Raw genomic sequence first — 12,618 nt, forward strand, 5'->3', positions numbered from 1 at the left:
TGGTCTGGGCTCCGGCAGCGTTCCGTCGTCGCGGACCTCTTCATCGTGGGCGGAGCCGCGATGGCCCTGACCCACGGCGGCTTCAGCGAGTAGGGGCCGCGGCGGGTGCCGGGCGGTCGGCGGCAGCGTCACCGACCGGCGGCCGGGCCGGGCCGGTCAGCACGCCACCCTCGACGGGGAGGGTGTGGCCGGTGATCCAGGCGGCGTCGTCGGAGCCGAGGAACGCGACCGCCGCGGCGATGTCCTCGGGCTCGCCGACGCGGCCGAGCGGATACATCGACGTGAGCTGCTCCAGCGCGCCCGGCTGGGAGTCCCAGACCGGCGTCCGGACGGTGCCGGGGGCGACGACGTTGAAGCGGACGCCGAGGGGGCCGTACCGGGCGGCGTAGTTCTGGGACATCGCGATCTGGCCGGCCTTCGCCGCGGCGTACTCCACGTTGCCGAAGGCGGCGATGCCGTTGACCGAGCTGATCGTGACAACGTTGCCGCGGGTCTTCACCAGGTGCGGGATGGCCGCCTGGATGCAGCGGGCGGCGCTGAGCAGGGTGACGTCGAGCTGACGGTGCCAGTCCTCGTCCGAGGTGTCCTCCGGCCGCGAGGAGACGATGCAGCCGCCCGCGTTGTTCACCACCAGGTCGAGCCGGCCGAACCGCCCGACCGCGGCGGCCACCGCGGCGTCGATGTCGGCGCGGGAGGTGACGTCGGCCTTGAGCCCGAGCGCGCGCTCGGCGCCGAGCTCGTCGGCCAGCGCCGCGACCGCCTCCTGCCGCAGATCCGTGACGACCACCGTGCCGCCCTCGGCGGCGATCCGGCGGGCGACGGCCTGCCCGATGCCCTGGGCCGCCGCCGTGACAAACGCGACCTTGTGCGCGAATCGCCGCATCACCACTCCCCCTGTCGACACCGCCATTCTGCCCGGCCCCGGCGCCGGGGCCCAGCGGGAAGCCGGCCCTGCGCGGCCGGCTTCCCGTGGTGGTGGTCAGCCGGGCAGCACGCGCCAGCCGCTGAAGACCGTGGGAGCGACGCTCGTGCCCTGGCGTGAGGCGTACAGCGTGCAGCTGTCGTTGGGCGGGTTGTAGCCGATGTTGTGGTACGTGTTCTCGGTGTAGGTCACCCGGTACGCCTCGACGCCGTACTGGCCGACCACCCGGCTGAACGGGGGGACCGGCGCGGAGGCCGAGACGCCGGTCATGGTGGTGGTGCTCATCGAGATGCTGGCGCTGACGTTGGCGGTCAGGAAGCCGAACAGCGAGGCGGACGTGCCGACGGTGACGCTCATGGAGAAGGTCTGCGACACCGACGAGGTGAAGCTGGCCGTCGCCTGGGTGTTCGTGTTGTTGACCACCGCGCGCTGCTCGCTCACCAGGAAGTCCGGGGTCACCGAGTCCACCACGTACTGCACGGCGTAGTACTCCGGGAACCATTCGTGGCTGGTGAGGCTCCATTGCAGGCCGGCGGGGCAGCTGTGCGCCTGGGCCGGCGCCGGCATGGCCACCGTGGTCAGGGCCGACGTCAGAGTGATCAACACGGCACCGGCGGCGATCCGTGGTCTCCAGGATGCGAGGCGCCGCCACCCTCCCCCGGCCCGTGTGCTGCGTTCAGCCATCAAGTCCCCCTCACTCGCGCGGACGTTCCGCCCGTGAGGGTGGCGTGCGGGTGTCGCCAAATTGTTGACAGGCCGCCGATCCCGCTCGGTCGCCGTGGGCCAGGTGGGTGCGGATGGCCGCCACGGTGGCCTCCTCGTCGTCGGCGCGATCGACACCGAGCTCGGTGAGCAGGCGCAGGACGGGGTCGGCGGCGCGGCCCTGCCACAGGTGGACGCGGCCGAGCCCGACCAGCGCCTCCAGCTCGCCCTGGCGGTGGCCGACGGCCCGCGCGACCCGCAGCGCCCGTTCGTAGTGGTCGGCGGCCTGCTCGTATCGGCCCTGCCGCCGGTGGGCATGGCCGAGACCGGTCAGCGCCCTCAGCTCGCCGGGGCCGTGACCCATGCCGCGGGCGATCCGCAGCGCCTGCCGGTGGTGGTCGGCGGCCCGGTCGTACCGGCCCTGCCGCAGGTGGATGCGGCCGAGGCCGACGAGCGCGTCCAGTTCGCCCTGGCGGTGGCCGACGGCCCGCGCGATCCGCAGCGCCCGCTCGTGGTGATCGGCGGCCGTCCCGTCGCGGCCCTGCTCCCGGTGCAGGTGGCCGAGCCCGGTCAGCGCCTTCAGCTCGCCGGGACCGTCGCCCAGGGCGCGGGCGATGTGCAGCGCCCGCTCGTGGTGGTCGATGGCCTCGTCGTGCCGGCCCTGCCAGCGGTGGATGGTGCCGAGGCGCAGGAGGGCGTCCAGCTCGCCCTCCTGATGGCCGGCGGTGCGGGCGGCGGCCAGCGCCAGACCATGAAGGATGCCGGCGTCGTGGTAGCGGCCCCGGGTGGCCAGATGCCGGTGCAGGATGCCCGACAGATTCCGGACGTAGCCGGGCCTGTCCCGGTCGACGGCGTGCCGGGCCGCGGCGAGGAGGTTGGCCAGCTCGGCGTCGAGCCAGGCCCGCGCCGCCTCCGGGGTGCCGAGGTCGGGGGCGGCCACGGGTGCACCCCGCGGCCGGTGCGTCCCCTCGTACGGGTAGGCGACGTCCATCGCGGCCGAGGCCGTGTGCTCGTAGTAGCGCAGCAACCGATCGAACGCCGCCCGCGCGTCGTCCGCCGCGGCGGTGTCCGCGGCATGGGCACGGGTGAGGTCGTGGAACCGGTAGCGGCCGGGAGTGGGTTCCTGCACCAGGTGGGCGTCGTGGAGCCGGTCGAGGAGCCGGTCGGCCCGCGGGACGGTGCCTGCGGCGAGGGCCGCGGCGCCGTACGCATCGAGGTCGGGGCCGGGGTGCACCCCCAGCGACCGGTACATCCACCGCAGTTCGGGGTCCAGGTCCTGGTAGGACACGTCGAGCGCGGCGGTGACGCTGCGCTGCCCAGCCTCCAGCTCGCGGAGCCGCTGCCGCCGGTCACGCAGCCGCCGCACGAGGTCGGGCAGGCGCCAGCTCGGGTGGGCGCCCAGCCGGGCCGCGGCGATCCGGACGGCCAGTGGCAGCCGGCCGCACAGCTCGACCAGCTCGGCCACCCGCTCGGCCGGCTCGCCGGCGAGCCGCTCCCCGTCGACGGCACGGGTGAACAGCTCCACGGCCTCCGGGAGCGAGAGGGTGTCCAGCGACAGCGTGCGCGCGTGGTCCAGCCCGGTCATCCGGCGCCTGCTCGTGACCAGCACCAGACACCCCGCGCTGCCGGGCAGCAGGGGTGCCACCTGTGCCTCGGTGGCGGCGTTGTCCAGCACGATCAGCATGCGCCGGCCGGCCAGCCGGGTGCGGTACAGCGCCGCGCGCCGGTCGAGGCCGGCCGGGATCTCGGTCCCGGGTACGCCCAGGCCGCGCAACAGGTGGTCCAGCGCCTCCGCCGGTTCGGTCGGCTCCGTCTCCCGGGTGTAGCCGTGGAGGTCGAGAAACATCTGGCCGTCCGGGTAGCGGCCGGCGAGCCGGTGGGCGACCTGGACCGCCAGGGCGGTCTTGCCGATCCCGGCCATCCCGTCGATCGCGGTGATCACCACCGCGGACACGTCGGGCGATCGGTCGAGGGCGGCCAGCTCCCGGAGCCGGCCGGTGAAGTTCCGGGGTGCCGCCGGCAGTTGCCGCGGCACCGCCGGCGACCCCGGCGGGGCCAGGACCGGATCGGCCGCCAGCACCTGCCGATGGAGTCGCTGGATCTCCCCGCCGGGATCGGTGCCGAGTTCGTCGGCCAGCCGGCGCCGCAGAGCGGTGTAGTGGTGCAGGGCGTCCGCGGGACGGCCGGTCGCATACAGCGTACGCATATAGACCGCCGCCAGGGACTCCATCAGCGGATGCTCGCCGACCAGCTCGCCGAGCCGCGGCAGCGCCGCGGCGGGATCACCGCCGTCGAGCTCGGCACGGGCCCACTCCAGAACGGCGTCGAGCCGCTGCTGCGCCCACACGTGCCGGGTCCGTTCCACCCACTCACCGGCCAGCCCGGCCAACGGTTCGCCCCGCCACAGCTCGAGCGCCTCCCGCAGCAGGGCGGCGCGGCGGCCGGCGGGACAACCGGCCGCCCCGGCCCGCGCCACGAGACCCCGGAACCTTTCCAGATCAACGGCTTCCGGCCGTACGTCGAGCAGATACCCGTCGCCCCGGCGCACCACCGAGGCCGCCCCGCCACCGAAGGCCGAAGCCTGCTCCAGCACCCGGCGCAACCGCGCGACATGCGTCTGCAACAGCCGGCGCGCCCGCTGCGGAGGAGCATCACCCCACACCCGGTCCACCAGCGTCCCCACGGAAACGGCCCGGCCCGCCTCGGCCACCAGCACCGCGAACACCACCGCCTGCTGAGGCCTGCCGACCCCGAGGACCCGACCGCCCGCAACCACCTCCACGGCGCCCAGCACGCGAAACTCCACGACACGACCCCAGCACCCAGTCCGACCCGTCGACCCTCCGTCCACAATGTAGTCGTTCGGCCCGCGACTGCGGACGGAGAGCGGACCTAGTGCTCCCAGAAGCTCGGAAGTTCCTGGTGCCTCGCGTTCAGATTCAGAGCCAGGGAGCCCGCGGTGAGGCCGACGAACAGCAGGCCGGACACTTCCAGGCAGGCCAGCACCGGATAGTGCACCGGAATCGAGAGGATCGGAGAGCCACCGGCCGGATCCCAGAGGCGGATCGTCCGGTCCCTTCCGCCGGAGGCGAGCAGGGACCGGCCGCCGACAACGACCGGGCACAGCGCGCTCACCCCGTCCAGGTGGCCGGCCAGAACGGCGGTACATGCTCCGTCCCGGGTGTCCCAGATTCGGATCGTACGGTCGTCGCCCGCGGAGGCGAGCCGCCGGCCACCGTCGACCACGACTTCGGTCAACGCCCGCACCGCTCTGCTGTGCCCGTTGAGGCCCGCCAGGAAACGGCCCTCCGGACTCCACAAGAGCACGTTCTCGTCGCCGGCCGCGGCCAGCATCCGTCCGACGCCGTCCAGCTGCCGGATGGCATTGATCCGCTCGACGTTGCCGACCGGTCCGCCGAAGGTCAACCGGTCCGTCAGGCGATGCCGGTGGACGATCCGGCCATCGTCCGGCCGGCAGAACTTCACGGTGACGCGGCGGCCGCGGGCACCCGCGATTGCTACCAGGTCCTCGCCGTCCTCAGCGCGGAAGGCGCAGACCGCCTGGATGTCCTCGAAGCGGCGGATCTCCTTGAGGATCTGCCTGCTGGCTACGGGATCCCAGGTCTGTATGACGCCGGAGTCGGACGCGACAACGAGAAAGTCGCGACCCTGAACCCGTACCTTGCACAGGCTGTTGACGGTTCCGAGACCGCCACCCATCAACCGGACCTCGGCACCGGTTTCGGCGGACTGCAGCCGGATGACACCGCTGGTGCCGTCCACGCCGGCCACCGTGTCGGTTCCCAGGTGTATCGCGCACGCCGCACTGGTGCGACCGCCACGACGGGTGGCCCCGACCCTGCCCTCATCCGCGGTCAGATCCCACAGCCTGACCGTGCGATCCTTGCTACCGGTGGCGAGGTACTCGTGGTCGTCCAGGACGACAGTGCAGACGGTGTTGACCGCGTCCGTGTGACCGGCCAGGACCCGTAGGCAGCTACCTTCGCGCGGGTCCCACACCCGGACGTCGCCGTCGCTGGACACCGTTGCCAGTGCCGTCTGGCCGTCGATCGTGCAGGCGGAGATGCCGAGGATCGCCCTGCTGTGCCCGTTCGACGCTATCGACGGTCTCAGAGTGCCACGGTTGTGGATCAGGATACTGGTGAAGTTGGTTGTGGCGATCGAGACCTGTCCACCTCCGGTCAGCGTGCAGGCAGCACGGACCCGGTCGACGTGGCCGGCGAACTGAGTGATGACCTCCCAGCGGCGTGGATCCCATATCCGAGCGAGGAAGTCGTCCCCTGCCGTCAACACGGCAGCGCCGCGGGCGAAGACGGCCGTCGACACCGTGCGTACCGGGCCCCGGTGTGCCGGGATGACCCGGACCTGACCGGTGTGAACCTCCCAGACTCGGATCATGCCGTCGTCGCAGCCGGCGATCAGATGGGTACGCCGTCCGATGGTGACGGTGCACAGCGACCAGATGGCCGCGGTCGGCCCCTGGAACGTGCCCTCCAGGCGCCTGCTGGTGGCGTCGATGAAGTAGATCGTTCCGCTCCGTCCGGCGGCGGCGAGCAGGGTCCGGCCGCCCCCGGTCACAGGGCAGACCGCGAACAGCGAACCGACCTGTTTCTGGGTCCGCTGTTCGCCGGTCGCGATCGGCACCGCCCAGTGCTGTCCGGTCGCCGGGTCCCAGAGCCGCACGTACGGGAAGTCGCCGACCGAGGCGACATGTGACCTGCGATCGACGGTCACGGCGCAGATCGCCCGCACGGCGCCGGTGTGGCTCTCCAGAATGCTGTGCTCGGCGCGGCTGGGCACCGCCGCCCACGCCGCACGGTACGGCGCCCCCGGCCAGGCCGCGAAGGTGTTCGGCTGCTGCTCCAGCGCGGAGGTCACGCCGAACAGGGCGGCCCGCTCGGCCGGTGGTGCGTTGAGGGCATGCGGGGTCAACCGCAACAGCCGGGCGCGGGTACGCCCCTCAGGTGTCAGCGCGTGCTCGGCGAGCTGCGTCAGGCGTGGGAGATCCGCGTGGAGCAGGAAGGCGTCGTCGGCGAGCAATTCGTCGATCATGCCGGCCTGGGCGGCATAGGCGGGAAGGGTACGCAGCAGATACGGGTCGGTTTGCGCCCAGCCGGCCTGCCGCCCGTAGCCGATGAGGTGCCGGGCGAGCGCCAGCTCGTCGGCGCCACGACGGCCATGCGAGGTGCGACGCTTCACCAGCGAGTCGTTGAGTGCCTGGTGGAACAGCCGGTACCGGGGCGTACCGGCGTCGCGGCTCGACTCGACCAGGAAGTTGGCCGCGGAGGAGCTGGCGAAAGCTACGAGCCCTTCACGACTGATACGCAAGTCGAGCGCTTCCAGCGCGACCCGCCAGAGGTCGACCGACATACCGGGCGGATGGGCATAGGCGAGAGGCGTCAGCAGGTCGGACGCCGGTACGCCGTCGACCGGGGGCAGCCGGCGGAGATATTCGGTGAGCGCCTGGTCGACGGTCGCGGTGAAGGAGAGCGAATCCGGGTCGATGGCCTCGTCGTCGTACATGCCATGGGAGCGGGCGATGAGACCCGCGATGAGAAAGTTCCGGTCCGCGAGGGCGGCGATCCGGTGCGCTACCGGGCCGGCGACCGCCCTGTCGGCGTACGGGTTGCCGGCCCGCTCGGCTCCCAGCAGAGCCAGTGTGGCCAGGACGTACGCCTCGAGGTCCACCTCGGCGAAGTACTGCTGCCGGTCCAGATCGATGAGGTGGGCACTCCTGCCGAACGCCCGCAGCAGGGAACCCTCGTCGTCGGCGCGCCGGCTACCGACGATGACCTGGGCGCCGAACGGTGCGCAGGTGCGAGCGATCGGCAGCAGCAGCGCGGAGACGATCAGCCGGGCCTGCGGCGGGCTGGCCGCCTCGTCGAGGGCGTCCACGATGAGGTTGAACCGGCCCCGGGTCCGCGACAACCGGTCCCGCAGCGAGGGCACCAGGTCGTTGACGGTCCTGGGCATCCGGACGGAAGCGGCACGGGCGATCTCGACGGCCACGTCCAGAGCGGTCTTCCCCTTCACGTGGACCGCGCAGGCCACTGAGCCGACAGGTGCCTGGACGTTGCGGTCGTCCGCGGGCAGCGCCGCGCGGACGGCAGCGTCGGCGGTCGTCACGATGCGGCCCAGCACGGCCGACTTGCCGACTCCCGGAGAGCCGGTGATCACCAGCGCCCTCGTGTCCGGCACCGCGCGCTGCAGCCAGTCGACGATCTCGGTCAGAGCGACCGTACGACCACGGAACCTGTAGCCACCCTCGGTGTCGATGGACACGCCGCGCGCTCGGGGCCGCCAGTGCCGCACCGCCTCCAGGTCGGTGGTCAGCGACCAGCCCCACGCTTCGAGGGCGGTGTCCCCCGCCGCGGCGATCGACCAGGCCGCCAACGCCTGCACGTTCTCGTCCGGCAACTCCCGGGCGATCTGGTGGAGCGTGATCGCCTCGGCGTCGCCGGCGTTCCGTCCACCCTGCTGGGCCTGCACGACGAGACCGACGACCGCGTTGAAGTCGCGAGACCATACGCCGGTGCCGCTGAATCCCGCCTTGACGACGTACCGCGACTGGGTGTCGAGGCGGACCCGCCCGTACGCGAGGGGAATGCCGACCTGCCCGTGCGCGTCCGCTCCGGAGCCGGACTCCCGGGGGAAACCGAAGGCCCACCACCGGTCCCCGACGAGATCCTGGGCGCGCGGTGACCTGAGGGGCGCCGGTGCTGCCTCCGGTGGCGCGTCGGCGGCCAGCTGCAACACCGCCACGTCGAGGTCCCGGTCACCGCGGACCTCCGCGACCTCCCCCCGCACCGTCCGCGGCACCCCTGCCTTGGGGAAAGCGACGGTCATGGCGCTCTGGCCCTCGACCACGTGCCAACAGGTGAGGACCCGTCGCCGATCGATCAGTACGCCGCATCCAAGGGGCGCACCAGCCGCACCGGCAAAGACCGTCACCGTCCAGGGGTCGTACCCGGGCCCGGCAGAATGTCGGCTGTCCGCCCGATCGATGACCATGCGTAGATGTTTGCATCACGTCCTGCAACCGTCCAGACTGGCAATCCGTCCGAGTACCGTCCCGGGAGGTACCATGTCCGACTCGCAGGTTGTCACCTACGCTCTCGACGACGAAGAGCCGGTGTCCATCGAGATCACGCCGGTCGAAGGAGTCATCCCGGTGGGCGTCGAGCAGGTGGCGGGACATGTCCGTCGAGCCGTCGAGCCGGCCATCGCGGCAGCCAGAGAGGTACTCGACCAGACGCGGGCAATGGCACCCGACACCGTCCAGGTGAAGTTCGGGGTCAAGGTCACCGGGACCGCGAACTGGCTGGTGGCCAAGGCAGCGACGGAGGGCAACTTCGAAATCACCCTCTCCTGGCGTCCCGGTCAGGCGCGCCAACCGGAATAGGGCACTGTCGGGATGGAGCTGGCATGAACGTCTTGGCTACCCTGAGCCCGTTGGTCGCCCTGGTCGGGGTTTGGGTCGGTGGGCGGCTCGCGCTGCGGACGCAGCGGGCGTCCTGGGACCGGGCCGATCAGCAGCACTGGCGCGACACCCGCCAGGCGGCGTACACGGAGTTTCTCGGATCTCTGCGGGACTATCGGTCCTACATCGGAAGAACCACCACCAGGATCGGTGTACGGAAGCACGCGGACGGCCGACGGTTGATGCCGGAGTTCGAGCCGTCAGGATCGGAGCACATGCAGCGGTTGGACGCGGCGTTCGCGCAGTTGCAGCTGGTGTCGCCCGATCAGGCCACAGTCGAAGCTGCGCGCTTCGCTGCCCGGGTCAGCCGGAGGACCGCCGTCGCAAAGGGCCTGAACGACACGGCGGCTATCCCCTATGAATTTGATGTCCAGTTCTGGGATGCGCAACTGGCCTTCGTGAATGCGGTCAGGTCGGAGTTCGGCCTGCCTCCGGTTTCCAATGACGGCCATCACGACACCCAGGAGATCGACCGGGTCATGCTGGCCAGATTCGACAAGGCCTGAACGCGTACGGCCGTGTGGTCAGTGCCGCGCGCGGCCGAAGAGGCGGCGGAGGCTGGAGCGGGTGGTGTCGCGGCCTGCGCGCAGCACCGCGCCCGTGCGGTTGACCACGCCGTCGCCGGTGATGAGGAGTTCGCCGACGTACGCGGAGGCGCGGTCCATCACCAGTTTGGCCCGGGCCAGGTCGTCCTCGTCGTCACGCAGTTCCCACAGGCGTTGCGCCTGTTCCCAGGCGTGGGCGCGGGTTGCCGCGACCAGGACGCGCTGGCTCCAGTCGTCGAGGTCGCCGAGGAGGCCGTCGATGCGCAGCTGGAAGCGGGTGGAGTAGCGGCGGCGCAGGCGGGGGATCTCCTGGTAGAAGATCTTGTTGACCAGCAGGTAGTCCGGGTGGACCACCTCGTCGCGGGGCGCTCCCAGCTGCTCCCAGGTGGAGGTCAGGGCCAGCGCGAGGTCGTGATTGATGTGGGCGTTGACGCCGAGCATGGCCGCCGCGAGCTTGCTCACCCCGGGGTCCTGGGCGCGGCGGAAGAGGATCTCCCAGGCGTCCGGTGTGGAGCGGTCCTCGTCGCCCCAGAGGCGCAGCGCCTCGAAGTAGCGCTTGGCGAACTCGATGTCGAGCAGTTCGAGGAACGACGGGTCGCGCACCTCGGTGCCGCGCAGCGACTGGGCGACCCGGTCGGTGATGGTGAAGTAGAGCGAGTTGAACGACGCGACGCGGTTGGCGGCCGGCGGCGGCAGCAGGTTGAGGATCTCCTGGGCGCGGGTGAGCATGCGCAGCACGTCCCCGATGGTGTCCGGGCAGTCCGCGCAGAGCTCGGCCATCTCGCGCGACGCCGGTTCCCAGCCGCGTCCCCGCGGAATCAGGCCCGGCTCGTCGCGGGCGATCCGCAGTCGTTCGGTGCGGAGCAGGTCGGCACTGCTCTGCACTCCACCCCGGTCGAAGCCGACAGTCGTCGTCATCGCGTGGCCCCCCAGCCCCGAAGCTTTTCCGTCGGTCGTTCACACTGCTCACCCCGGCCGGGGTTGACCAGGCTCCCGGCGGCTACCCGACAGTAGAGGGCGTACGGGTCATTGCGACAGTGCATTCCCGTGGCTGGTGAGGACCTTGCGGAGTTCGCGCAGGAGGGTGTCGGTCTCGAACGGCTTGCGCAGCAGGGGCGCGTCCGCGGGCAGTTCCTGGCCGCCGGGTGCCGGACCGCTGGTGTAGCCGGACATGAACAGCACCGGCAGGTCCGGCCGGTGCTGGCGCATCTCGGCGGCGAGCTGCGTGCCGGACATCCCCGGCATGATGACGTCGGTCAGCAGGGCGTCGACGACCAGATCCCCGTGGACGCACATCTTCAGCGCCCGCTCCGGGTCCGGGGCGGCGTGCACCTCGTACCCGGCCTTGCGCAGGATCCGGGTGACGATGTCGCGCACCGCCTCCTCGTCCTCGACCACGAGGATGCGCTCACCGCCGCCCGGCGCGGGGGCGGCCGGCGAGGAGGACGGCGGCGGCAGCGGCTCGGTGCTGGCGGGCAGGGTCACGCGTACGGTGGTGCCGTCGCCGGGGCTCGACTCGAGCTCGATGGTGCCGCCCGCCTCGGTGACCGCGCCGTACGCGGTGGCGAGTCCCAGCCCGGTGCCCTGATCCCGGCCCTTGGTGGTGAAGAACGGCTCGAAGGCGCGGGCCATCACCTCGGGCGGCATGCCACAACCGGTGTCCGTGATGGTGAGCACGGCGGACCGGTCCGTGCCCACGGCGGTGGCGATGGTGAGGTACCCGCCCGACGGCATCGCGGCCCGCGAGTTCATCACCGCGTTGACCAGCACCTGTTCCAGCTTGCTGCGGTCCATCATGACCGGCGGCAGCTCCGGGTCCAGCACGGCGGTGACCTCGATGTCCTCGCCGAGGGTACGGCTGAGCAGCCGCTGCACGTCGGCGACGAGCGCGTTGAGGTCGAGCACCTCCGGCTGGGAGGGCTCGAGGCGGCTGAAGATGAGCAGTTGGCGGGTCAGCGCGCCACCGCGGGCGGCGGCCTGGGTGATGCCCGCGACGTCGGCCCGGCCCGGGTGGTCCGGCGGGAGCTCCTCGGCGAGCATGTCGGCGTACCCGGCGATCACGGCCAGCAGGTTGTTGAAGTCGTGGGCGATGCCCCCGGCGAGCTGGCCGAGCGATTCGAGCCGCTCGGCCTGGCGGAGCTGCTGGGCCAGCTGGTCGCGCCCCCGCTCGGCGACGACCCGCTCGGTGGTGTCGCGCAGGATGCCCTCGACGGCCACGACCCGGCCGTCGGGCTCGGTGATCGCCACCGCGCGCTGCTCGGTCCAGGCCACGTCGCCGGTGCCGCGCTGCCAGCGTACGGTGACGGTCCCGGGTTGCCCGGAGCGCCACGACTGTTCCAGCAGGGGCCGGTCCTCGGGCTCGACCAGCCGGAAGATGAGGTCCGGGTCGGCGTAGAACCGTTCCGGGGCGTGCCCGGTGACCGCCTCGACCGCGGGGCTCAGGTATTCCATCGCCGGTTCGGGCAGCAGCCGGTAGCGGAAGATGATGTCCTCGGCGTGCTCGGCCAGGAGCCGGAACCGTTCCTCGCTGTCGCGCAGGGCCGCCTCGGCGTTGCGGCGCTGCCGCCGGTCGGCCGACTCCCGCAGCTCCCGCAGCACGGCGGGGGCCAGCCGGGTGAGCCGGTCCTTCAGCACGAAGTCGCGCACGCCGGCCCGCATCAGCGCCGCCGCGGTCTCGTCGCCCACCTGGCCCGAGACCAGGATGACCGGGATGTCCTCGTCGCACGCGCGCACCAGCTCCAGCGCCTCCTCGGCGCGGAAACCCGGCATGTTGTAGTCGGAGATGACCACGTCGGGCCGGCGGTCCGCGAGCGCCTCCGCCACCCCCGCCGCGTTGTCCGCCCGTACGTGACTCACCGGGAGACCGGCCCGGGTGAGCTGCCGCAGGATGAGGACGGCGTCGTCGGGGTTGTCGTCGACGACCAGCACGTGGATGGGTTCCATGACGG

The 12,618-nt window shown here is 71.9% G+C and carries 8 protein-coding genes; 2 read left to right on the forward strand and 6 right to left on the reverse strand.

Going from position 1 to position 12,618, the window contains the following annotated elements:
• Nucleotides 1–82: 82 nt before the first annotated feature.
• The 4 genes from CLV70_RS01720 to CLV70_RS01735 all read right to left on the reverse strand — a co-directional run bounded on the left by CLV70_RS01720 (nt 83) and on the right by CLV70_RS01735 (nt 8,656).
• Nucleotides 83–883: an SDR family NAD(P)-dependent oxidoreductase gene (locus CLV70_RS01720; protein WP_106124990.1), complete on the reverse strand. Its 801-nt coding sequence runs from the start codon at nt 881–883 to the stop codon at nt 83–85.
• Between the two features lie 96 nt (nt 884–979).
• Entirely contained in the window at nt 980–1,525 is a 546-nt protein-coding gene (locus tag CLV70_RS01725) for a hypothetical protein (RefSeq protein ID WP_146163921.1), read from the reverse strand.
• A 91-nt stretch (nt 1,526–1,616) separates the two neighbouring features.
• On the reverse strand, nt 1,617–4,430 hold the full coding sequence (locus tag CLV70_RS01730; RefSeq protein ID WP_211303598.1) for an AfsR/SARP family transcriptional regulator: 2,814 nt from the start codon (nt 4,428–4,430) through the stop codon (nt 1,617–1,619).
• 86 nt (nt 4,431–4,516) lie between these two features.
• Nucleotides 4,517–8,656, reverse strand: a complete 4,140-nt coding sequence (locus CLV70_RS01735) for a trypsin-like peptidase domain-containing protein (RefSeq protein ID WP_106124521.1) — start codon at nt 8,654–8,656, stop codon at nt 4,517–4,519.
• A 73-nt stretch (nt 8,657–8,729) separates the two neighbouring features.
• On the opposite strand from CLV70_RS01735, the gene CLV70_RS01740 reads away from it, so the two are divergent.
• Together CLV70_RS01740 and CLV70_RS01745 are read left to right on the forward strand one after the other, a co-directional pair.
• Entirely contained in the window at nt 8,730–9,047 is a 318-nt protein-coding gene (locus CLV70_RS01740; RefSeq protein ID WP_106124522.1) for a CU044_2847 family protein, read from the forward strand.
• Nucleotides 9,048–9,070: 23 nt separating this feature from the next.
• Nucleotides 9,071–9,631 carry a hypothetical protein gene (locus tag CLV70_RS01745; protein WP_106124523.1) on the forward strand — a complete coding sequence of 187 codons (561 nt, stop codon included), beginning with the start codon at nt 9,071–9,073 and terminating at the stop codon, nt 9,629–9,631.
• 18 nt (nt 9,632–9,649) lie between these two features.
• Here CLV70_RS01745 and CLV70_RS01750 read toward each other — a convergent pair whose 3' ends face one another.
• The gene (locus CLV70_RS01750; protein ID WP_211303599.1) at nt 9,650–10,588 is read right to left on the reverse strand and encodes a DUF5995 family protein; all 939 of its coding nucleotides are present in this window, start codon (nt 10,586–10,588) and stop codon (nt 9,650–9,652) included.
• A 108-nt stretch (nt 10,589–10,696) separates the two neighbouring features.
• Nucleotides 10,697–12,613 carry a hybrid sensor histidine kinase/response regulator gene (locus CLV70_RS01755; RefSeq protein WP_245907956.1) on the reverse strand — a complete coding sequence of 639 codons (1,917 nt, stop codon included), beginning with the start codon at nt 12,611–12,613 and terminating at the stop codon, nt 10,697–10,699.
• Nucleotides 12,614–12,618 lie beyond the last annotated feature (5 nt).

Source organism: Pseudosporangium ferrugineum (genome assembly GCF_003002065.1).
GTDB classification, from domain to species: domain Bacteria; phylum Actinomycetota; class Actinomycetes; order Mycobacteriales; family Micromonosporaceae; genus Actinoplanes; species Actinoplanes ferrugineus_A.